Annotated in this window: 24 protein-coding genes; 17 read left to right on the top strand and 7 right to left on the bottom strand. The window is 43.6% G+C overall.

What is annotated here, in order from left to right:
• The first annotated feature begins 41 nt into the window (after positions 1-41).
• The 8 genes from BLU12_RS05240 (at position 42) to BLU12_RS05205 (ending at position 9,629) form a co-directional block, all read left to right on the top strand.
• Positions 42-1,580: an O-antigen polysaccharide polymerase Wzy family protein gene (locus BLU12_RS05240; RefSeq protein WP_091461087.1), complete on the top strand. Its 1,539-nt coding sequence runs from the start codon at positions 42-44 to the stop codon at positions 1,578-1,580.
• Positions 1,581-1,669: 89 nt separating this feature from the next.
• Positions 1,670-2,815, top strand: coding sequence for a glycosyltransferase family 1 protein (locus BLU12_RS05235; protein WP_091461086.1), 1,146 nt, complete (start codon positions 1,670-1,672; stop codon positions 2,813-2,815).
• 16 nt (positions 2,816-2,831) lie between these two features.
• Positions 2,832-4,250, top strand: coding sequence for a polysaccharide pyruvyl transferase family protein (locus BLU12_RS05230; protein ID WP_091461084.1), 1,419 nt, complete (start codon positions 2,832-2,834; stop codon positions 4,248-4,250).
• Entirely contained in the window at positions 4,228-5,421 is a 1,194-nt protein-coding gene (locus BLU12_RS05225) for a glycosyltransferase (RefSeq protein ID WP_091461083.1), read from the top strand. The genes BLU12_RS05230 and BLU12_RS05225 overlap by 23 nt, the downstream gene beginning before the upstream one ends.
• Before the next feature lie 112 nt (positions 5,422-5,533).
• On the top strand, positions 5,534-6,736 hold the full coding sequence (locus BLU12_RS05220) for a glycosyltransferase family 4 protein (protein ID WP_091461081.1): 1,203 nt from the start codon (positions 5,534-5,536) through the stop codon (positions 6,734-6,736).
• A 155-nt stretch (positions 6,737-6,891) separates the two neighbouring features.
• The gene (locus tag BLU12_RS05215) at positions 6,892-7,923 is read left to right on the top strand and encodes an NAD-dependent epimerase (RefSeq protein ID WP_234945478.1); all 1,032 of its coding nucleotides are present in this window, start codon (positions 6,892-6,894) and stop codon (positions 7,921-7,923) included.
• A 20-nt stretch (positions 7,924-7,943) separates the two neighbouring features.
• Positions 7,944-9,266, top strand: coding sequence for a UDP-glucose dehydrogenase family protein (locus BLU12_RS05210; RefSeq protein ID WP_091461079.1), 1,323 nt, complete (start codon positions 7,944-7,946; stop codon positions 9,264-9,266).
• Between the two features lie 126 nt (positions 9,267-9,392).
• Positions 9,393-9,629: a DUF4351 domain-containing protein gene (locus BLU12_RS05205; RefSeq protein ID WP_091461078.1), complete on the top strand. Its 237-nt coding sequence runs from the start codon at positions 9,393-9,395 to the stop codon at positions 9,627-9,629.
• A gap of 681 nt (positions 9,630-10,310) precedes the next feature.
• Here the strand turns inward: BLU12_RS05205 and BLU12_RS05195 are convergent.
• Positions 10,311-10,559 carry a type II toxin-antitoxin system HicB family antitoxin gene (locus BLU12_RS05195; protein ID WP_200778716.1) on the bottom strand — a complete coding sequence of 83 codons (249 nt, stop codon included), beginning with the start codon at positions 10,557-10,559 and terminating at the stop codon, positions 10,311-10,313.
• A gap of 217 nt (positions 10,560-10,776) precedes the next feature.
• Here BLU12_RS05195 and BLU12_RS05190 point away from each other — a divergent pair, with 217 nt between their 5' ends.
• The 5 genes from BLU12_RS05190 to BLU12_RS05170 all read left to right on the top strand — a co-directional run bounded on the left by BLU12_RS05190 (position 10,777) and on the right by BLU12_RS05170 (position 13,097).
• On the top strand, positions 10,777-11,025 hold the full coding sequence (locus tag BLU12_RS05190) for a type II toxin-antitoxin system Phd/YefM family antitoxin (protein ID WP_091461076.1): 249 nt from the start codon (positions 10,777-10,779) through the stop codon (positions 11,023-11,025).
• Between the two features lie 41 nt (positions 11,026-11,066).
• Positions 11,067-11,396: a type II toxin-antitoxin system VapC family toxin gene (locus BLU12_RS05185; protein ID WP_234945477.1), complete on the top strand. Its 330-nt coding sequence runs from the start codon at positions 11,067-11,069 to the stop codon at positions 11,394-11,396.
• Positions 11,397-11,494: 98 nt separating this feature from the next.
• The gene (locus BLU12_RS05180) at positions 11,495-12,505 is read left to right on the top strand and encodes an Rpn family recombination-promoting nuclease/putative transposase (protein ID WP_234945476.1); all 1,011 of its coding nucleotides are present in this window, start codon (positions 11,495-11,497) and stop codon (positions 12,503-12,505) included.
• Positions 12,506-12,646: 141 nt separating this feature from the next.
• Positions 12,647-12,892, top strand: coding sequence for a type II toxin-antitoxin system HicB family antitoxin (locus BLU12_RS05175; RefSeq protein WP_091461073.1), 246 nt, complete (start codon positions 12,647-12,649; stop codon positions 12,890-12,892).
• Positions 12,876-13,097 carry a type II toxin-antitoxin system HicA family toxin gene (locus tag BLU12_RS05170; RefSeq protein WP_091461072.1) on the top strand — a complete coding sequence of 74 codons (222 nt, stop codon included), beginning with the start codon at positions 12,876-12,878 and terminating at the stop codon, positions 13,095-13,097. The genes BLU12_RS05175 and BLU12_RS05170 overlap by 17 nt, the downstream gene beginning before the upstream one ends.
• A gap of 124 nt (positions 13,098-13,221) precedes the next feature.
• Here the strand turns inward: BLU12_RS05170 and BLU12_RS05165 are convergent, their stop codons facing one another.
• The gene (locus BLU12_RS05165) at positions 13,222-13,494 is read right to left on the bottom strand and encodes a type II toxin-antitoxin system YafQ family toxin (RefSeq protein WP_091461070.1); all 273 of its coding nucleotides are present in this window, start codon (positions 13,492-13,494) and stop codon (positions 13,222-13,224) included.
• On the bottom strand, positions 13,495-13,767 hold the full coding sequence (locus BLU12_RS05160; protein WP_234945475.1) for a type II toxin-antitoxin system RelB/DinJ family antitoxin: 273 nt from the start codon (positions 13,765-13,767) through the stop codon (positions 13,495-13,497).
• Positions 13,768-13,900: 133 nt separating this feature from the next.
• Between BLU12_RS05160 and BLU12_RS05155 the strand changes: the two genes are divergently transcribed.
• Positions 13,901-14,608, top strand: a complete 708-nt coding sequence (locus BLU12_RS05155; RefSeq protein ID WP_091461067.1) for a B3/B4 domain-containing protein — start codon at positions 13,901-13,903, stop codon at positions 14,606-14,608.
• Between the two features lie 148 nt (positions 14,609-14,756).
• On the opposite strand, the gene BLU12_RS05150 is transcribed toward BLU12_RS05155, so the two are convergent.
• The gene (locus tag BLU12_RS05150) at positions 14,757-15,143 is read right to left on the bottom strand and encodes an ArsR/SmtB family transcription factor (RefSeq protein ID WP_456049089.1); all 387 of its coding nucleotides are present in this window, start codon (positions 15,141-15,143) and stop codon (positions 14,757-14,759) included.
• 262 nt (positions 15,144-15,405) lie between these two features.
• On the opposite strand from BLU12_RS05150, the gene BLU12_RS05145 reads away from it, so the two are divergent.
• Complete coding sequence (locus tag BLU12_RS05145) at positions 15,406-15,627, top strand: heavy-metal-associated domain-containing protein (RefSeq protein WP_091461064.1); 222 nt, start codon at positions 15,406-15,408, stop codon at positions 15,625-15,627.
• 2 nt (positions 15,628-15,629) lie between these two features.
• Complete coding sequence (locus BLU12_RS05140) at positions 15,630-17,486, top strand: heavy metal translocating P-type ATPase (RefSeq protein WP_200778715.1); 1,857 nt, start codon at positions 15,630-15,632, stop codon at positions 17,484-17,486.
• Between the two features lie 194 nt (positions 17,487-17,680).
• Here the strand turns inward: BLU12_RS05140 and BLU12_RS05135 are convergent, their stop codons facing one another.
• The 3 genes from BLU12_RS05135 to BLU12_RS05120 form a co-directional block, all read right to left on the bottom strand.
• Positions 17,681-18,841 carry an ATP-binding protein gene (locus BLU12_RS05135; protein WP_091461063.1) on the bottom strand — a complete coding sequence of 387 codons (1,161 nt, stop codon included), beginning with the start codon at positions 18,839-18,841 and terminating at the stop codon, positions 17,681-17,683.
• Between the two features lie 302 nt (positions 18,842-19,143).
• Complete coding sequence (locus BLU12_RS05130) at positions 19,144-19,380, bottom strand: hypothetical protein (protein WP_091461061.1); 237 nt, start codon at positions 19,378-19,380, stop codon at positions 19,144-19,146.
• A 404-nt stretch (positions 19,381-19,784) separates the two neighbouring features.
• Positions 19,785-20,210 (bottom strand): hypothetical protein, encoded by a 426-nt coding sequence (locus tag BLU12_RS05120; RefSeq protein WP_091461057.1) that lies wholly within the window; start codon positions 20,208-20,210, stop codon positions 19,785-19,787.
• A gap of 154 nt (positions 20,211-20,364) precedes the next feature.
• Here BLU12_RS05120 and BLU12_RS10240 point away from each other — a divergent pair, with 154 nt between their 5' ends.
• A complete protein-coding gene (locus BLU12_RS10240; RefSeq protein WP_143270380.1) occupies positions 20,365-20,535 on the top strand; it encodes a transporter in 171 nt (56 codons plus the stop codon).
• Positions 20,536-20,883: the final 348 nt, after the last annotated feature.

Genomic DNA, 20,883 nt, shown 5'->3' with positions numbered 1-20,883 from the left:
ATTATTATTGTAAATCTATATCTGCTAAGGAGACATAAGCAATGGTACAGGATAACCCTAAGCCCATGTTTTCAAGAGAATCCTTTTTTAAATTTATTATTATATGTCTTCAATTAACTCAAGTTACTATGTTATCCTTGGGCCTTTTTTACGTAATGGATAAATCTTGGGTAAGCTCATTTGCTAACGGCAATGTTGTTATTTCTAGTCTCTTAATATTTCAATTTGTATGGATCATACTATCGTGGAGATGGTGTTCTCAACAAGATTACTTGAACTTGTATATAATATTTATTCTTGCTTGCTTTACCTTTAATGCTTCGCATTGTGTGTTACATCTTTTTGGCTTACTGGATGAAGGCATCCTTGATAATCGTTTTTCCGATGTTAGCATCATTCAAAGTCTTTATTTTGTTCTGGTTTCGTTTTCATGGCTACATTTAGGTGCATTAGTCGGTTATGTTAATTCTCCGCGAAAACGAGAACGTATTGGCTACATACATTTAACATACTCAAGTGTAAGATTTGTAAGTATCTTGCTGATAGCTTTAGCCCTCCCATTTTGGTTCTATAAGTATTATCACATATTGCAAATTATCATCCGTGGTGGCTATTTCGCAATTTATCAAGTTGATAAACCGACGGGCTTTGCCGCAGTTGATAGAGTACTAGGTGCCTTTTTAGTTCCGGCCGCTTTGTTCTTATTGGCAACAAGTCGCGACAGCAGGGTATTGCGATGGCTGGCAATTGTTATCCTATTAAGTGAAATTTTAGCCAATTTGTTCATTGGGCGAAGAGGTTATTTTGCGATGGATACAATAGTAACATTGTGGGTATGGCATCGGTCCATAAAGAAGATTCCTGTTGGTTTAGTTTTTATTCTTGGTGTATGTGCATTAACAATATTTCCTCTGATATTCGCTTTGCGTAACATTTCAGGGGCCGAAAGACTAAATTTTGGTATTTGGATTACAGCTTTAGGTTACGTTGATAATCCCCTTGTTGCTTCCATTAAAGAAATGGGCGGTTCACTTCAGACATTGGTATATACATTGGAGCTAGTTCCTACAGCACGACCCTTTGCATATGGTGGAACATATTTTTGGGCAATGACCACTCTGATACCGAATTTTTTTTGGGATGTTCATCCGGCATTATCTGCCAAAGCGGCAGACTGGTTGGTCCAAACTGTAAATCCTACATTTGCCGCCATGGGCGGTGGTTATGGTTATTCCATTTTTGCAGAGGGGTATCTTAATTTTGGTTGGCTTGGTAGTATTTTGCCAATGTTTATAATGGGTTTTCTAATTTCAAAATTACTACGTTGGGAGTCGTTGCGCTTTCATCCAGCTAAAGTAGGGATGGTTGCTTCTTTCTTTTCGTTGTTTATTTGGATCGCCCGAGGTGAATCGATGTCTGTGGTACGTCAGCTTTTTTGGTACAGCTTGTTTCCTTTGTTATTGATGGTTCTATGCGATAAAGTTTTTCGAGTTGTCTTCAAAGAATCTAAAAGATACGCTACCTTTGGAGACATTGCGGTTGTAAAGCAACCTAACGGTCAACGAGGAGCGAAAGAGTAAACCCTTACCGGGTATTTAATATAACAGTCAGCGTTAAAGTCAGTGATGGTTAAAAAGCTTCAGTAAAATGTAAAAATGGGAGGAGTAAAATGTCTTACAATCCAATTAAAGTTTTGCATATATTTGGAGGCATGAACAGAGGCGGGGCTGAGACTCTTATTATGAATGTATACCGTAATATTGATAGAGAAAAATTTCATTTTGACTTTGCTGTTAGTACAATGAAAAAGTGTGATTATGATGATGAAATTCTTTCTTTAATGGGTAGTATATATCATTTATCAGAAAAAGGAGGGCGGGATGTTAGAATATATTATAACAACCTAAATCAACTATTAAGATCAAATAAATACGATGTTATCCATAGTCATATTTATTATTTCAGTGGAGTGACATTACTTATAGGGCGAATTAATAAAGTACCAATTAGAATTGCTCATAGTCATAATACAAGTGATGGTAAATTAAATTCATGGAAGCGAATTTTATATAGATGGATCATGAGAAAATCCATCTTATATAACGCAACTCATCTTGTGGGTTGTTCGAAAGAAGCATGTGAGGCATTGTATGGACCAAATTGTTGGAATGATGTGCGAACGCAGGTTGTTGCGAATGGGATTGATTTATCAGTATTCGAAAAGGTATACAACGATAAAAATTCTTTACGAGAAGAAATAGACCTACCCAAAGATGTTCCGTTGATAATACATGTAGGAAGATTTTCAAAACAAAAAAATCACGTGTTTTTAATAGAAGTTTTTAGTGAGTTTTTAAAGGAATGTTCAAACGCACATCTAGTTTTAGTAGGAGATGGGCCTCTAAAGGATGAGATTGTTCATTTGGCAGTGGAAAAGGGTATTGAATCAAATATACACTTTCTGGGTGTGAGATCAGATATTCCAGAGATTTTGTCTGCAGGAGATATCTTTTTGTTTCCATCTTTGTACGAAGGAATACCATTAGTATTAGTTGAGGCTCAAGCAGCCTGTTTGCCATGTCTTGTCCCAGAAGCTATAAATAAAAAGGAGGTAGACATGGGTTTGGGGTTAATTTATTCGCTTTCTTTAAAAGATGATATATCCTTATGGGTTAAACAGCTAAAGCGGTTATTATTAATTCGAAGACCCAGCAAAGATGAGGCACATAAAAAAATAAGGGAACATGGTTATTCCACTGATAGTGCTGTGCAAAAACTTTCATGTATTTACGCTAATACGATGAGAGCAAAATGAGAGATCCTATTGTTTTATAAAAATAAAAAATATTAACGAGCTTAATGTACATCTTGAGAAATTTTATAGTACTTATATTTGGGAAAGAAGGTGGCATATCATTTCTATAAACATAATAATACCAAACTGTTCTGATCTTAACAGAGGTGATCAAGCTCTTGTTTGGGAGACTAAGCGCATTGCAGAAGAGGCAGGATTTAGCGGAGATTATTATATGGTTGCTGATAGCGTAGAGGTATCTCAATCAGTTCAAGAAGGTTTAAAAATAGTATCTCCTATTTTGAAGCATCCATCAAGGTTTTTTAGCACAACTAAGAATGTGAAATATAGTTTAACGCTAAAAATTAAATGGGGTATTGTTGCTATTTGGGATTTTTTTGTTTCTTTATTGTTGTTAATAGGGGTAACAAGAAAGCTTGGTTTAATGTTAATGCCCAAAAAAAGCAAGAGGTCTGTTGACATTTTCAGAAAAGCAGATGGGGTTTTTGTAAAAGGAGGGGGATTTATTCATAGTTATGGTGGTTTAACATCTTTATATTATATTTATTTTTCATTATATCACATAATTCTTGCGCAGTCTCTTGGTAAATCGGTATATGTTATGCCTAATTCTTTTGGCCCCTTTAAAGGTCCTTTTGTTGCAAATATTGTTAAGAAAGTTATGTCAAAATGCAAGTTAGTTACTTCAAGAGAGAGCATATCAGCTAAACAATTATCTTACCTATTGAGTAAAAAAATAGATGTATTTCCCGATTTAGCATTTTATCTCGAAAAAGCGGATTTATGTAATATTAAGCATGTTCTTGATAATATTCCTTTTAAAGAAAAACCATGTGTTGCCATAACAGCGCGTCCCTATCGCTTCCCGGGGCATAATAATCCATTTCAGGCCTATCGAGATTATAAGAATGCATTGATATCATTTATTAAATGGTTAGATGGAAATGACTTTTATCCCGTACTTGTTGTCCACACCAGAGCGATTCGTCAACACGAAAGTGATAAAACGTGTATTAGCGAAATTGCAAAGAAGATAGCAACTGAGTGTCAGTTCTCGATAATTGACGACGATACTCTGGATTGTAGGCAACTTAAGGCAATTTACTCTCAATTCGATTATATTGTAGGAACCCGTTTTCATTCTATTATATTTGCAATGTCGGAAGGTGTTCCCGGAATCGCAATCACTTATGGCGGCAATAAAGGTGATGGCATAATGAGAGATATGAATTTATCCAAATATGCCATACCTATCTCAGATTTATCATTTGAGATTTTAAGATCTAGATTTGAAGAGCTTATAGAAAACCGGCAAAATGTTTTAGATAATATACATTTATATAAAGCAAAAGCTGTTCACAAAAGAGAAGAACTAATTAAGGAAATAATGCGTATAAAAGGTGGTAAAAAAGATGAAAGCTTTATTTGTGCATAGTCATAGGTTCTTTTTAAAGGATAACGAGTATTATACAAGCGGCACTTTAAATAATACTTTGTTTGAGAGGTATTTTGCTGTGTTTGAGGAAGTAGAAGTTCTTGCTCGGTGTGAAATAATAGGTAACGATAAGTATAATGATAAAATTATCGAGAATAACAAGGTTACTCTTCCCATTCTAAATCTAATTAATGTAGTTGATAGTTTCAATTATAAGCAAATTTTTCCTTGGGTTAAGAAAGCAGTTATGGCCACTGATTGCGTTATCGCAAGATTGCCAAGTGTTTTGGGCATTATTGCATGTTATTATGCTCTAAAATTACATAAACCGTGGGCTGTAGAAGTTGTAGGTCATGCTTGGGATGCACTATGGTATCATGGTAGTTTAAAAGGTAAAATAAGTGCGCCTATCTTGACATTTCTGACAAAAACTATGGTTAAAAAAGCACCATATGTCTTATATGTCACTAATAATTTTTTGCAAATGCATTACCCTACTCGTGGAAAATCAATTGCATGTTCTAATGTAGAACTCCCAATATTTGATGAAGAAGTTTTAGAAAAAAGGTTGACAAAGATAGATAGTAAAACATATCCAATAAAAATTGGTTTGATAGGCGCTATGTCCAGCAAACTCAAAGGAATAGATGATGCAATTAAGGCGTTATCTATCGCTAGAAGCCAATTACCTCCTTTTGAATTCCATGTATTAGGCGGAGGAGATAAAAGATATTTTTATAAATTAGCAGTTCAAAAGGGACTTAAAGAGGAGGTTAAGTTTGATGGCACTTTGCCTAGCGGAAAACCAGTCTTTGATTGGCTTGATCAGTTAGATTTATATATTCAACCCAGTAAACAAGAAGGTTTACCTAGGGCGCTGATTGAAGCACTTAGTAGAGGTCTACCTGCTATAGGCTCATCTGTTGGTGGTATTCCTGAATTGCTTGATGAAGAATGCATAATTAAGCCTGGGGACATAAACTCATTGGGCAAAAAAATCGTTTGGGTTCTTAGCAACCCCTCTAAACAGAAAGAATTGGCAATGAGGAACTTTAAAAGGGCTGGCGAATATTCAAAAACAATCCTAGATAAAAGAAGAACAGGGTTTTGGCGTGAATTCAGGGACTATGCTGTGGAGCAAAAGAGAAAGCCATATAATAAAAATGGTTGAACATTTTTATTTAGTCTCAAATGAAACTGACGCTCATTGAAAAGGGGCTTAGATGCTTTTCTCGGCAGCTGATTCCCGAAGTGATAGATATTAAAAAGGATGGTTTGGATAAATGAATCGCGTTTCGAAAGGGAAAATAGAATCTTTAGATCTAAATACAAAGATCACAGGCAAAGTCCTTTTCATCGCCACCGTCCATAGTCACTTTGCAGCTTTTCACATCCCATTTATGAAGATGCTGCAGGAAAAAGGCTACGAGGTTCATGCCGCGGCTTCTTCTGTGACAGGACGCAGGGATGACGTTGAAAATGCCGGTGTGATATGTTGGGAAATTCCTTTCAAGCGTTCTCCTTATAACCCTGCTAACCTTAAGGCTTTCCTTGAGTTAAGGTCTTTATTAAAGAACCATCATTTTGATCTCATCCATGTTCACACGCCGGTAGCTGCCTTTTTGGGAAGGTTTTTAGCTAAATCAACACATCAGGGGCCGGTTTTATACACTGCACACGGTTTTCACTTCTACAAGGAAGCTCCGAGGCGAGACTGGCTTATATATTATACTGCAGAGCGAATTGCCTCCCGCTGGACGGACGGGTTAATTGTTATGAACAGTGAGGATTTTGAAAATGCCCAAAAGCTTGGCTTCAAAGCCGGAGAAAATTTGTTTTACGTACATGGAGTGGGTGTCGATTTATCCGAATATACAAACCCATCTGTATGCAAGAATAACATTCGCGCGTCATTAGGAATTGGTCAGGAGGATGTAGTGATTGCCTGTGTCGGAGAACTAAACGAAAATAAGAATCAAGATTTTTTATTAGATGCCTGGGGTGAGCTGACAAGACGGCATAATAACATTCATTTGTTATTTGTAGGCACTGGAGAAAAAATGGCAACTTTGCAGAAAAAAGTTTTACAAGAACATCTCCAGCGAGTTTATTTCTTGGGTTACCGTCGCGATGTTCCGCAAATTCTTAGGGAAGCCGACGTCGCTACACTTGTTTCCAAGCGAGAAGGCCTGCCAAAATGCGTGATGGAAGCCATGGCTGCAGGCAAGCCTGTCGTAGCAAGCAATGTTCGCGGGAACCGCGACCTGGTAGAACATGGGCGTACAGGGTTTTTGGTAGAACTTGAAGACATTTCTGGATTAATCCAGGCATTTGAAAAACTTATTTTGGATCGCCAACTGCGAATTTCTATGGGCATTGCGGGGCAAAAAAAGATATGCGATTATTCTTTGGAAAATGTCCTGGCCGAGATGTCCGATATATATGACCTTTATTTATCAAGAAAAAGCACCGGGGTCGCATCTTGAATCTTGAATCTTAATTTAAAAAGTTAACGAAGCCGGCAAAGATGGCTAATTTCCCTTCGCAGCCGTATTTTGTCTTAACATTATAACAATACCCATTTTGCAATCTTTGCTCCCCATAAAGGCCTGATTTAGATTTAACCAAAGGAGACCATCAAATGACCGACACCTTGCCTATACAGGCTAAAATCCTGATCACCGGCGCTGCCGGATTTATCGGCTTTCATCTCGCTAAGTTCATGCTTGAGCGAAGGTATTTCGTCGTTGGCTTGGACAACCTAAACAACTACTACGACCCCAAGCTCAAGGAAGACCGCCTGGATATACTGCGCGCCTATGGCAACTTCGTCTTTTACCGCGCGGACTTAAAGAAAAAACCTGTCGTGGACGAAATTTTTGCCGCTTGCAGGCCCGAATATGTGGTGAACCTGGCGGCCCAGGCGGGGGTGCGCTATTCCCTCGATAACCCCTACGCCTACGTGGATTCAAACCTGGTGGGGTTCGTAAATGTCCTTGAAGCCTGCCGAAGTTATCCCGTTAAACACCTGCTTTTTGCCTCGTCAAGCTCCGTTTACGGCGGCAATAAGACCGTCCCCTTTTCGACGGAGCACAACACGGACCACCCCGTGAGCTTGTATGCTGCCACGAAAAAGGCAAACGAATTGATGGCCCACACCTATGCCCACCTTTACGGCATCCCCTCGACGGGGGTGCGCCTTTTTACCGTCTACGGCCCCTGGGGAAGGCCTGACATGGCTTACTTTTCCTTCACCCGCGACATCTTGGCAGGGGTGCCCATCAAAGTCTTCAACCACGGCAGGATGAGCCGCGACTTTACCTACATTGACGACGTGGTAAAAGCCCTTTACCGCCTTATTGACCTCACGCCAAAACCAAACCCCGACTGGAACGAAAAGGCAGGCCCGATAAGCGAAAGCTTTGCGCCCTACAAGATCTATAACCTGGGCAACAACAGCCCCGTTGAGCTTTCGAGGTTCATTGCAGTACTTGAAAATTGCCTCGGCAAAAAGGCCCAAAAAGTATACTTGGACATGCAGCCTGGCGACGTTATAATGACTTACGCCGACGTGGCGGACCTTGAAAAAGCCATCGGTTTCAAGCCCGAGACGCCAATAGAGGAGGGCTTGGCAAAGTTCGTGGAGTGGTACAGGAAATATTATAAAGTTTAAAGGGCAAGGAGTGGACGTTCATGAACAGGATAGCCGTCGTTGGGACGGGTTACGTTGGGCTTGTTTCGGGAAGCTGTTTGTCTGATTTCGGATTAAACGTGATATGCGTGGACAAAGACGAAGAAAAGATCAAAGGCCTGAAGTGCGGCGTGATCCCCATCTTTGAGCCAGGCTTACAGCCGATAGTCGAAAGAAACGTCTACTACAAGAGGCTTGAGTTTACCACCGACTTAAGGCAGGCCGTCGAAAGCTGCGACGTGATATTTATCGCCGTGGGAACGCCTCCCGCAGATGACGGAAGCGCAGACCTTACGTATGTCGAGCAGGTTGCCCGCGACATCGCCCGCTACATGAACGGCTACACGGTCATCGTGAACAAAAGCACCGTGCCCATCGGGACGGGCAAAAAGGTCAAAGAATGGATAAACGAGGAGATGGCAAAAAGAGGGGCAAGCTTTGAGTTTGACGTCGTATCAAACCCCGAATTCCTGCGGGAAGGCTCGGCCGTGCACGACTTCACCCACCCCGACAGGGTGGTCATCGGCACGGACTCAAAGCGGGCGCTTGAGGTGATGAAGCAGGTTTACAGGGTATTGTACTTAAACGAGACGCCCTTCGTCGAGACGAACATAGAGACGGCCGAGATGATAAAGTACGCCTCAAACGCCTTTTTGGCGATGAAGGTAACCTTCATAAACGAGGTAGCAAATCTTTGCGAGCACGTGGGGGCAAACGTGCAGGACGTCGCCAGGGCCATGGGCATGGACGGCCGCATCGGGCCCAAGTTCCTGCACCCCGGGCCGGGCTACGGCGGAAGCTGCTTTCCCAAAGACACCAGGGCCTTTGCCGAGATGGCGCGCAAATTCGGCGTGTCTTTAAGCTTGGTCGAGCAGACCGTCGAGGCAAACGAACGCCAAAAGCTTTTGGCCGCACAAAAGATAGAGCGCGTCTTGGGGGACTTATCGGGAAAGCAATTGGCAGTGCTTGGGCTTGCCTTTAAGCCAAACACCGACGACATGCGCGAGGCACCCTCCATAACCATACTAAACGAGCTCGCTCAAAAAGGCGTCACCTTTAAGGTCTACGACCCGGCAGCCCATAGGGAAGCCAAATGGAGGCTCAAAAACATCGAAGACAGGATCATTTACTGTCAAAACGAATATGAGACCATGGAAGGAAGTGACGCCCTGGTAATCATCACGGAATGGAACCAGTTCAGAAGCCTTGATTTAAACAGGGTAAAGGAACTGCTGCGCCAGCCCTACTTTTTCGACCTGCGCAACATCTACAAGAAAAAAGACATGGAATCCCGCGGCTTCAAGTACTTCGGCATGGGCCAGTAACCCCGGGGTCAGGTCTTTAATCTTGAATTTTTGGTGTCGGCACTGGGGTCGGGTCTTTAATCTTGAATTTTGACATACCCAAACCATTATGCAGCGGAAAGTAAAAAACTTCGAGGTGAAGAAATTATGTCGTCTTTTGCTGAAAAGCTGATTAAACAAGGGGAAGAAAGAGGCGAGATTAGAGGTACAATCAAGGGCAAACAAGATCTGCTTATAAAACTGTTGCGCCGAAAATTTGGCCTGTCGTCTTCTAACGAAAAGATAATTCGCTCCGTCACCGACGAAGTTAAACTCGACGCTGCGGCGGAAGCCATCCTTGACGCCAAATCCAAAGACGAAGTTTTGAAGTTGCTTGGGCAGTAAATAAACGAAACGAACTTGGCACAGATGCAGGGTTAACCAGTGATGACTGGTTTGGTCGATTTTTGTTCGGGTTATATATAAGTAGCCGGCCTAGGGGATCTCTCCGAATGGCAAATATCTTAAAATAGGTTTTTTAGTAAAACGAATATTTGCGTGGGCTTTACCTCGGTACATGTTATAAAAACAGAAAATCAATGTCTTTTGCCCTTTTGAAATCTTTGTCCATGGTAATTATTTTCAATTTATAATATTTAGCAGCAACACATTGATAAGCATCGTCAAAGATCCTATCTCCAATCTAAAGCTTTATGCTGAAGGTCAACAGAACTTATTTTTATGTTTGCGTCAGATAATCCGCCTTCCTAGTCATTCGAAATGGGGTCGGGTCTTTAATCTTGAATTTTTGGTGTTAAATGTTCGGTCGGCACAAGGATCGGATCTTTAATCTTTAAATTTAATCTGGCAGGTTGATCTTATTTTGTATTATTCCACTCATCTTCAAAAAATGCCCGCCTGTCTTAAAATTTCTTTAAGCAGTGGAATGCTGATATCCCCCACATGAGGATTTAGTACCCTAAATTTCAAAGTACCGCGCCTTAAACGAATGACGTCCACCGGAATATGGACCGCTAAAACCTAATGTTTTCAAACGTTTGATCAGTTCACGCCGGCTTTTAGGGTTTATGCTTCAGCCGCTATTGTGTTAAGGTCGATTCCGCCGATTGTAGGGATAAAATCTCCGTCTCGAAGCTTTAAGATCAGCCATTCTTCAAGGACCTCCCTCAGCACGTCGCGGCACACTTCTAAGGTCTTTTCGTTTGCCCACACGCCGGGGCAAGAAGGAATTTCCCCAAAAAACGTGCCATCCTCGAGCATTTTGTACCTTGCCTCATGCATGGCTGTTTCCACGAAGGCAGTCAATATGGACATTTATCTTCACCTCATTGATAATTATAGAATAAAGTTGTATTCCTGGTAATGAATGGGGCTCACGTTTTTAATCTTGAATTTTCCGGTTGAATACCTTTAAAGGTTAACGGAGGTGTCCGAGAATGCCAAAATTCAAAACTAAAGATGTGACCCCAGTTAGGCCAAGTTGACTTAGTCCATGACTTAGTCTATACTTTTAAAAAAGGAGTGAGTCTTGATGTTGCTCAAGGTAAATGTTCATGAAGCCAAAACCAACCTTTCCAAGCTCTTAGCCCAAGTGGAAGAAGGCAAAGAAGTCATCATTGCAAGGGCAGGCAAACCTGTCGCCCGACTGGTGCCGATAGAAAGACAGACAGCACAGCGCATTCCAGGAAGCGCAAAGCGGAAGCTAGTCATCGCTGACGACTTTGATGCGCCACTTCCCGAAGATATCCTTAATGAATTTGAAAAATGCGACTGCTGTTAGATACCCACGCGTTTTTGTGGTGGATCACAGATGACCCAAGGTTGTCCGAAAAGGCTCGCGAAATTATGGGTGATGGCAAAAACCAATTATTCTTGAGCGCTGCCAGCGGTTGGGAAATTGCAATAAAAGCTAAACTTGGCAAGCTAAAGGTTTCTGATAATCTTGAGCATTTTATCCCTGAACAAGTGGCCCTTAACGCCATTGAAAACCTGCCCATTGTTTTAAGCCATGTCTTGCATGTCTATACCCTTCCGGACTATCATCGGGACCCTTTTGATCGCTTGATAATTTCACAAGCTCAATTAGAAGGGCTGCCCATTCTGACGGTTGACTCTCAAATCTCTCAATATCCGGTGGAAGTCCTTTGGTGAGCAAAAAGCGTGGAATTTAGGTTAATTAGTTTTAAGGTTATGCTTTTTCATGTACAATAAACCACGTCATTTACTTTCAACCAAAGGAGGTTTCACCTTTGCCCAAAGATGACCTAACGCCCAAAGATGACCTAACGCCCAAAGACCCCCACGATAGGCTTTTTAAAAGGGTAATGTCAGATGAAGCAAACGTAAGACAATTTATAAAGGAGTTTCTCCCAAAAGACATTTCAAGCCAGATAGATTTAAAGGAAATGAAGCTAATCCCCACAGAAAAGATCAAAGGCTACAACAAGTACTACATGGACATAGCTGTAGAATGCTATATATCAGATACAAAAGGACAGCTTTACTTTGTATTTGAGCATAAGTCATATCCTGATCCCGGAGTTTTACTTCAAATACTAAGCTATATGACCGTAACGTGGGATGAACAGAGAAAGAAAAACGTACCACTTACACCTGTAATCCCCGTAGTCATCTATCACGGCTCTTCAAGCTGGAACATAACTACTCATTTTCAAGGACAGTTTGACAGCTTAAACGAATCCATAAAACCTTACATCCCTGAATTCAATTATGTACTAGTAGACTTAACTCAAATTCCTAACGACGAGATAGAACAAAAAGCAGAAGAAACCCCCTTTTTGATGGCAAGTTTACTCTTGATGAAGCTTGTAGCCTTACATGATATAGAGGGAATCATAAGGATAGCTGTTATAATAAAGCTGTCTGAAGAAGAAAGGATAATACTGATCCTATATTTATTTTACACTTTGGACGTAGACCAAGGCACCATGCAACGGATAGTAAAAGAACTTGGAGGTGAAAAAGTTATGCCGTCTTTTGCAGAAAAGCTGATAAAACAAGGGGAAGAAAGAGGCAAAATAGAGGGCGAAAAAAGAGGCGAGATTAAAGGTACAATCATAGGTACAATCAAAGGAAAACAAGATCTGCTTATAAAACTGTTGCGCCGAAAATTCAGCCTGTCGTCTTCTGACGAAATGACGATCCGCTCCGTCACCGACGAAGTTAAACTCGACGCCGCGGCCGAAGCCATATTTGACGCCAAATCGAAAGACGAAGTTTTAAAGCTGCTTGGGCAGTAAATTGTATTGGGGTCACGTCTTTAATCTTGAATTTTCCGGCCGAATACCTTTAAAAGTGTAACGGAGGTTTCTGAAAATGCCAAAATTCAAAACTAAAGATGTGACCCCAGTTAGGTACTATTGAAGAGAGGTATTGAGACGATGGGTAAAACTCGAGCTTATAAAGTTATCTTCGAGCTTGCGGAAGAGGGTGGTTATACTGTGTATGTCCCCTCGCTTCCTGGGTGTATTAGCGAAGGTGATACCTACGAAGAAGCGCTTGCGAATGTGAAGGAGGCCATCAAAGGGTGGATAGAAGTTTCCGAGCAATTTGGCGATGAAATCCCGCAAAGCGATGTTATTGTCGATGTTGTAGAGATATCTCTTTCTGATGAGCAAACTGCCTAATCTCTCCGGAAAAGATGTAGCGAAAAAGTTGGAGAAGATTGGTTTTGTCTTCGTTAGGCAATCAGGAAGTCATATGATATTGCGCAGAGAGAAGCCCTTTAAAATGACCGTAACTATACCGGATCATAAAGAGCTGAAGCGAGGGACTTTGAAGAACATTTTGCGCCAGGTCGGCATTTCTCTTGATGAATTCTTAAAACTTTAAGGTTATTATTTTATTGTCATTTCATGTCGGGATTTAGGGGTCGGGTCTTTAATCTTGAATTTTAGTTTAACAGGGTAGTTCTGTTTGTTCCGATACGCCTGAATGAGGAAAAAAGATCTTATTCCTATCGATCAAAAAGTTCAGAATGTGAACCGGTTGAAACTAAAAGCAGCTCTTTTGCTGTTTTTCTGTATATAAGAAGCCAATCGTTATCAATATGAATTTCTCGATACTCATTCCACTGCCCACGTAAAGAGTGATCTAAATAATGTGCTGGTATAGCTACTCCTTGGGCAAGGAGCGAAATCGCCTCTCGCAACTTCTCCAAATCTTTGCCCTGCCGTTTTATACGACGAATGTCCTTTTTGAACTGCGAAGAGTATCGAATATCTAACATTTAGAGCCCTAAATCTGCAAACGCATCTTCGATGGAACCTTTGGATATTCCGCCCCCTTGTTCAAGCTCGACCATTGCCTTTTTCGTCCTGGCGTTTGGCACCTCTAGATCGAAGGGGAATCGACCGTCTTCGGCTATTCGAACCAATAGCAACCGAACGGCATCAGAGACCGTTAGGCCCATCCTGTCCAGTGCTTTTGATGCTCGCTCTTTTGTGTCGCTGTCTATTCTTACCCGAATTGACGAATCGCAAACGCGCCTCAATTCAAACACCTCCTGTTTGTGATAACATTGTAGCCATATTACTTTTGATGGTCAAGGGGAAACAGTATATGGTGCAAAACTTAGCGATTCCGTTAAAAGAGGATTCCCGCTTTCATCCGCGGACTCCTAATAGGAGGAAATTATGAAGATCACAATAGCTCCGGAGATATTGGAAAATTATCCCGGCACCCATGTTGGTTGGCTTTATGCTCACGTGGTAGTAGAAGAGAAAAATGACTACGTGGAAGCGTTAAAGTCAACGCTGCCGCGGATCGTGCAGGAATACGGCTTATTTAAAACAGAGGAGCTGTCAAAACATCCGAGGATCGCAAACTGGCGGAAGATCTACAGTGACATGGGCGTTAAACCAAGCAGCTGCCGTTGCTCTTTTGAGGCGCTTTTGAGGCGCGTCATCAAAAGCGAAAGTCTTTGGAACGTTTCAAGCGTGGTCGATTGCTACAACTGTGTCTCCGTCATGACGCTGCTTCCCATGGGAGCTTATGATGTACATAAACTTAGAGGTGACCTAACGCTGAGGTACGGCAAAACAGGCGAGATATTTACCCCCCTCGGTTCAGGTGATGAAATTACCGTAAAAGACACCCACATCGTCTATGCCGACGAGGAAAAGATTTGCTGTTGGCTATGGAATCACCGCGACAGCAGGTTATGCGCCGTTACGACCGATACAAAAGAGGCGCTCTTTTTCGTCGATGCAGCCCAGGAATCCGACGCACCGGAAGTAGAAAAAGCTTTGGACCTGCTTTCATGCCATCTAGAGGCGATTGGATGCAAGGTCAGGGCGAAGGGAATCCTAAACAAATCTACGCCGCAGGCACCGGACGTATAAAAGCACCGGGGTCATATCCGACCCCGGGAACGCCCCCTGAAAAAATTCAAGATTAAAGATCCGACCCCGGACCTTATACCGGGGTCATATTCAACCCCGGGAACGCCCCCTGAAAAATTCAAGATTAAAGATCCGACCCCAGAAATTTTTAGTCTTTTTTCTCGCGGATGTGTTCGAGGCCCTTCTCGAATATTTGTTTGACGTGGTCGTCGGCGAGGGAGTAGAACACGTTTTTCCCCTCGCGCCTGTTTTTTACGAGGTTTGCCTCCCGAAGCGAGCGCAGCTGGTGGGAGACGGCAGACTTCGTCATGCCCAAAAGCACGGCCAGGTCGCAGACGCACATCTCGCTTTTATCGAGGGCCCACATGATCTTAGCCCTCGTGCTGTCGCCCAGGACCTTAAAGAAATCCGATAAATCGTAAAGCTCCCTTTCGTCGGGCAGTTTTTTTCTGACTGCGTCGACCACCTCCTCGTGGATGACGTCGCAGTCGCAGACCATTTCGTCCTTTTTCATGCCATGCCTCCGTTTGACCAAAATTTAGCTTCTAACGCCTTCAAAAAGATGTAATGCCCAGCAAGTATCGGTCGATTGTATTCTATCATTAACCCGAACGTTGAAAAAGCGGATATTTTCGCGATGCTTCGACATTTCTTTTCGCGTTTCCGCCGATATTTTCTTAAAAAAGGCCTTACGACCTTGACTGTTGAACATATACTCAACTATAATGACCTTGACAGTTGAAGAGACGTTCAATTGTAAAGCTAAAAAAAGTTTAGCCTAAAAAGGAGGCGTCGGCATGAAAAGGGCATTCAAGCTCGAGGGACTAAACTGCGCAAACTGTGCGGAAAAGATAGAAAGGGAGATCAAGGCTTTGGAGGGCGTCAACTTCGCGTCCGTAAATTTCATGACTGCTAAGATGGTCATCGACGGTGACGATTCAAGATTTGACGACATCGTCAAAGCAGCACAGGGGATTGTTGCAAGATACGAGCCGGACGTGGTGGTAAAGAAGGCTTAACGATGCATATTGCGCCGCACCAAAAGAGGATCGCCGAGATAGCTATAGGTTTGGGGCTTTTCCTTTTTGCCCTAATACTGGAGGCTGAAAACGAAGCCCGACTGTTGGTTTTTTTGGCTGCCTACGCGGTAACCGGCGGCGACGTGATTTTACGGGCAGCAAGAAACATCTCGCGCAGGCAGATCTTCGACGAAAACTTCCTTATGAGCGTTGCCACGATAGGGGCCTTTTGCATCGGACAGTACAGCGAAGCTGTCGCCGTGATGCTTTTTTACAAGATCGGCATGCTATTTCAAGGCAGGGCAGTGGAAAAGTCCAGAAAGTCCATCGCCGAGCTCATGAACATACGCCCCGATTATGCAAACGTTAAAAGAGGCGACGTTATAGATCGTGTCGATCCCGACGAAGTAAACATTGGCAACGTCATCGTCATAAAACCAGGCGAGAAAGTGCCCTTAGACTGCGTGGTTATGGAGGGCAGCTCAAGCCTTGATACCTCGCCTCTGACGGGTGAATCGATGCCCAAAGCTGTACGCGAAGGCGACGAGCTGCTAAGTGGGTCCGTCAATTTAAACGGCCTGCTCATCGCACGGGTCAAAAAAAATGTCAGCGAATCGACGGCATCAAAAATCCTGGACTTAGTAGAAAATGCCGCCGCCAAGAAGTCAAAATCTGAGAACTTCATCACCAAGTTTGCCCGCTGTTATACGCCTGCCGTGGTGGGCGGAGCGGCGTTCATAGCCATCGTCCCGCCTCTGGTGCTTGGAGGCGCGGTATTTGGCGACTGGATCTACAGAGCGCTTGTCTTTCTCGTAATTTCATGCCCCTGCGCGCTGGTTATCTCCATACCCTTGAGCTTCTTTGGCGGACTTGGCGCTGTTGCAAGAAAGGGCATCCTCGTAAAGGGAAGCAACTACTTGGAGGCTTTGGCCGATGCGGAAGTTGCCGTCTTTGACAAAACCGGCACGCTCACCAAAGGGACTTTCAAGGTACAAGAAGTCGTCTCAAAAGACATATATAATAATGAAGAAATTTTAAAATTCGCCGCCTGCGCCGAAAGCTTTTCAAATCATCCCATTTCCCTTTCGATCAGGCGGGCCTATGGCAAAGAAATCGATGCCGCACTCATTTCAAAGGTCAAAGAAATCCCTGGGCAGGGCGTCACCGCCACCGTCGAGGGCCGCTTCGTCGCGGCGGGAAACGCCAAGATGATGCAGATGCTTGACATATCAGCCGAAGACCTTGTCGACGCTGCAACGGTCGTTCACGTCGCGGTCGACGGCGAATACAAAGGCTATATCGTAATAGGAGACGTTATCAAGGAAGACGCAGCAAAAGCCGTCAGCGAGCTTAAGGCCCAAAAGGTAAAAAGGGTCGTAATGCTTACGGGCGACGCAAAGTCCGTAGCTGAAAGCGTGGCCTCTCATCTTGGCATCGACGAGGCCTACGGCGGGCTGCTTCCTGCGGATAAGGTGCAAAAGGTGGAAGATCTCATGGCGAGCAAATCCCCAAAGGGGAAGCTCATCTTCGTCGGAGACGGCATAAATGACGCTCCCGTGCTTGCGCGGGCAGACGTTGGCATCGCCATGGGAGGACTGGGGTCGGACGCCGCCATCGAGGCAGCCGACGTGGTCATAATGACGGACGAACCATCGAAAGTCCCGGCAGCTATTAAAATAGCGAAGCGAACGCTTGCCATTGCCAGGCAAAACATCGCCATCGCCCTGGGCGTCAAAGGTGCAGTCTTGGGTCTAGGTGCCTTAGGGATAGCCACCATGTGGGCAGCAGTCTTTGCCGACGTAGGCGTCACGCTTATAGCCGTCTTTAATGCAATACGGGTTTTGGGGTCGGATCTTTAATCTTGAATTTTAATTTAGTAGGTTAATTTTGTTTCAAAGGGGAAAGTCTTGAGGGTGCTTGGGCAGTAAGTTTTTAAATGAAATTAAACCACTCTAGGAATTTTTGCGGATCTTTCCTTGGTGCTTGGGCAGTAAGCTTTAAATAAAACCCCGGTTTGGTTTGCAAACTCAAGGCTTTGTTTTCACCGTTTCGCTTAATACATCATCCCAAACAGCCACATAGGAATCACGCCGGGCAGAGGCACGTCAAGGCCCTCTCTTACGACGAAATCTGCGGCTTTGCCCGATTTGCTCTTGCCGCCTACTTCCAAAGTTACGCCGTCGACGACAAAGTCGCAAATCCTTTCATCATCTGTTGCAAAGACGCTTCTACCTGCTTCTTCGAGCGAGCAGGCGACGAATGCCTCCCGCACGTTTGCCGTGTTTCCGTTTAAGACGTAGTAAGTCGACGGGTCGTAGAAAAAGAGTTTCGCTCCTCGAAGGTGAAGCTTGGAAGCCGCGCCTTTTCTTTTGATGACGCGAATAAGGCATATACGCATCATTACTTCAATGAGATCGTATAGCTTTACCTTACCGACACCCCACTCGCGCGTTAGCGACTCCACGCTAATTACAGGAATTGGCGACATGGCAAGATGGCCAACTATTGCCTGCATAAGCCGAAGGTGATTTTCCGCGATTTGCGGCGTCCAAAAGGGCACATCCGAGAACACCATTTTGTCCAGCACGTTTTTCAACCTCTCCGCGTAATGTCCCTCGAGGAAAAAAGGCCGAAGCCCCTGGCGCAAATATTCCCCAAAGGCCGCCAGCGGGTTTATGGCATTTATTACATTCTGGATCGAGGATATGTCTGGGTTGAAGGGGTCGATCACGGGAAAGAGGTGATCGAGTTTTAGGGCGATGAATTCCCTGAACGAAAGAAGAGGAACCCTGATTTGAACGAACCTGCGCGATAGGTCGGAAACGCCACTTTCAAGCGATGCACTGCTGCTGTCGGTGGCCCAGATCCTTTTGCCGGGGAAGGCGTCGTAAAGCGCCTTTAGGTGCACGGCCCATTCGCGAGCGTAATGCACCTCGTCTACGATAACACCGTCGTAGCCGGCTCTGAAGGCCGCCTCGCATATATCCCACAGCTTAAAGGGCGCCACCAAGGGATTGTCCGCTGGGATGTAAAGCATTCCCTTCGACCTTGACAGCGCTAACGTCGTCTTTCCCACGCCCCTGGGGCCCAGCACAAGCAACCCTCTGGCCGACAGGTCAAGGGCGTCGAAATATGGTCGCAAACGCTTCGGCAAGTTTAAAACGAGGCGGGCCTGTATTTCTTGCAGTTTTGATAGTAAATCTTGCAAGGTCATGATATTCTCCTTTTCGTTCTGCCGTAGAACGATTTTATCATATATTCGTTCTTTTGCAAAACGAAAAATGCCATATATCTTAAAATGCGTTTTTCAAGAGAACGTAAATTAATAGAGTTTAATGACTCTGTGGCTTTTGCCTTCAGTACGCGTTCAATAAACTTTCTATGCACATTTCGTTTTGGTATTTAAATAGAATAACGCCCATAGAATGTAAGGTGATCGTTCTATTTAATTAAACAACTATATTGAAATTCAAAACTAAAGACCTGACCCTCGGGTATTTGCATTAAAGATATTCTTTATTCCTTCGTCCATTTCATGCGATACCTCCGCGGGCCAAGCTTTTCGATCTCCCCGCTGGCTAAAGCCTTCTGCCAACGGTTATAGTCCAACAAAAATAAAACTACGTTTTCTTCCGGATCACGTGCCTTGCCTAAGCGTAGCGGCTTGCCTCTGTGGGCATCGCTTGCTACATGCAAGTGCAGGGACTGCTTTCGCATTTTTTCTATATACTCATCATAGTTTAATTTCCTCATTATTTTTAACGCCCTCCCAAAAAGTTAAGGCTTCCTTATTTGCTTTTAACGGATGCCCAGTCTTAATTCTTCTACGAAGTATAATCCCTCTGTTTGTTTTAGTTGCACGTGCCAAATCCCATATGAGATTTAAGCAGGTTGCTTCTTTTATTTTATTATAACTCGAAACCAAGGAAACACATTCCCTATATTAATATAGCAGTAAAGTATATTATAGCATATCGTTAAAATGGCATGCTGTGAACATAAAATTCAAAACTAAAGACTTGACCCCAAAGTTTTTTATAGAGCTGATCGGCGGGCGGAGTAGCCATTATCGTTCAATACCACACACTGCGAGGGGGAACATTTGCCCCCTCGCAGTGTGTGGTTTCTTATCTATGGATATTAGGCTATTTCACCTATTATTGTCGATTTTCGGAGAAATTGAGCCACTGTTCGAACTGCCATCGCGCTATTTCATTTTGAAGAGAAAGCATCCTTTCGTGCAGTTGAGATGCCTTAGCCCTGTCTATGCGGCCTTCATACGCCAGAGACCGAAGCTCTAAATGAATTCTTTCGAGCTGGCGCATATTTTCGGCAATCTTGGGTGGAATTTCTGTGCCATAGGGAGTGTTGTTCAATCGCGACCTCGAGTCAAAATCGCTCCTCTGTGGGCCGTATCCCCACATCATCGCGCCTGACCCCCAGCCTCCCATCATGCCTCCGCGGCCGTAACCTCCGCCCCACATATGGTGCGGTCCAAATCCATAACTGCCATGTGCCAAAGCGGAGCCCGCCACGGCAATAAGAGCTACCAATGCCAGAACAGCTATTGTTGAACGTTTCATATCTATCGCCTCCTGTACTTTGTCTTGGATCTCTATCTCTAACATGATTTCATTTTATTCTCGGTTGTTAAATTGCGCCTCGGTATTTTACGAAGCCCTAAGATAGGCAATAATATGTAACCCGCGGTTTCTGGGGTCGGATCTTTAATCTTGAATTGATGGAGTAGGCGTACCAGATTCGCGTGAGAAAGTCTTTGGCATTGGCCCCGGTATCATGTATGGAGACAGGTCGAGCACCTACATCGTGAATTACTACTTCGAAGACGATGCGGAAAACGGGCTGGAGGGGGATAGGCTCGTTTTTAGATATATGAGCAGCTTTTAACAATCGTTTTTGGCATTATTTAAGCTAACCCCCAAGGCATTTACGAGGTTTTAAAGCTACTTGAACTGTTATAATGTTGTTACAAACACGAGCAAGACTTTAATTTATAATGTCCTTTTCGTGTCGGAAAAGGAAGGCGGTTATTATAAATATTGAAGAATTTTATTCCACTCTTTTACAATATTGGCACTGGCCAGGCCGCTTACCTCTCCTGTGGCAAGGTTATTCGGGACCAGAAAATAAATGATCCCCGCCACAACAATGAAAGCTCCGTTGTGAATCAGTGCCCATTCTCTCAAAAAACGCCTGGTAGGCCGCCATTTAAGGATCTTTCCAATTATTTAAGCT

Origin of the sequence: Acetomicrobium thermoterrenum DSM 13490 (genome assembly GCF_900107215.1) — a bacterium.
Taxonomy (GTDB): Bacteria; Synergistota; Synergistia; order Synergistales; family Acetomicrobiaceae; genus Acetomicrobium; species Acetomicrobium thermoterrenum.
The sequence above is the reverse complement of the archived record's forward strand: the minus strand, read 5'-3'. Positions and strand labels throughout refer to the sequence as shown.

Bases quoted from the DNA above. Each gene is read 5' to 3' on its own strand.
- BLU12_RS05225 (WP_091461083.1), top strand. From the start codon at position 4,228: ATGAAAGCTTTATTTGTGCATAGTCATAGGTTCTTTTTAAAGGATAAC.
- BLU12_RS05195 (WP_200778716.1), bottom strand. From the start codon at position 10,559: ATGTCCATATTGACTGCCTTCGTGGAAACAGCCATGCATGAGGCAAGG.
- BLU12_RS05215 (WP_234945478.1), top strand. From the start codon at position 6,892: ATGACCGACACCTTGCCTATACAGGCTAAAATCCTGATCACCGGCGCT.
- BLU12_RS05210 (WP_091461079.1), top strand. From the start codon at position 7,944: ATGAACAGGATAGCCGTCGTTGGGACGGGTTACGTTGGGCTTGTTTCG.
- BLU12_RS05135 (WP_091461063.1), bottom strand. From the start codon at position 18,841: ATGACCTTGCAAGATTTACTATCAAAACTGCAAGAAATACAGGCCCGC.
- BLU12_RS05140 (WP_200778715.1), top strand. From the start codon at position 15,630: ATGCATATTGCGCCGCACCAAAAGAGGATCGCCGAGATAGCTATAGGT.
- BLU12_RS05220 (WP_091461081.1), top strand. From the start codon at position 5,534: ATGAATCGCGTTTCGAAAGGGAAAATAGAATCTTTAGATCTAAATACA.
- BLU12_RS05190 (WP_091461076.1), top strand. From the start codon at position 10,777: ATGTTGCTCAAGGTAAATGTTCATGAAGCCAAAACCAACCTTTCCAAG.
- BLU12_RS05155 (WP_091461067.1), top strand. From the start codon at position 13,901: ATGAAGATCACAATAGCTCCGGAGATATTGGAAAATTATCCCGGCACC.
- BLU12_RS05235 (WP_091461086.1), top strand. From the start codon at position 1,670: ATGTCTTACAATCCAATTAAAGTTTTGCATATATTTGGAGGCATGAAC.
- BLU12_RS05165 (WP_091461070.1), bottom strand. From the start codon at position 13,494: ATGTTAGATATTCGATACTCTTCGCAGTTCAAAAAGGACATTCGTCGT.
- BLU12_RS05175 (WP_091461073.1), top strand. From the start codon at position 12,647: ATGGGTAAAACTCGAGCTTATAAAGTTATCTTCGAGCTTGCGGAAGAG.
- BLU12_RS05145 (WP_091461064.1), top strand. From the start codon at position 15,406: ATGAAAAGGGCATTCAAGCTCGAGGGACTAAACTGCGCAAACTGTGCG.
- BLU12_RS05170 (WP_091461072.1), top strand. From the start codon at position 12,876: ATGAGCAAACTGCCTAATCTCTCCGGAAAAGATGTAGCGAAAAAGTTG.
- BLU12_RS05240 (WP_091461087.1), top strand. From the start codon at position 42: ATGGTACAGGATAACCCTAAGCCCATGTTTTCAAGAGAATCCTTTTTT.
- BLU12_RS05120 (WP_091461057.1), bottom strand. From the start codon at position 20,210: ATGAAACGTTCAACAATAGCTGTTCTGGCATTGGTAGCTCTTATTGCC.
- BLU12_RS05130 (WP_091461061.1), bottom strand. From the start codon at position 19,380: ATGAGGAAATTAAACTATGATGAGTATATAGAAAAAATGCGAAAGCAG.
- BLU12_RS05205 (WP_091461078.1), top strand. From the start codon at position 9,393: ATGTCGTCTTTTGCTGAAAAGCTGATTAAACAAGGGGAAGAAAGAGGC.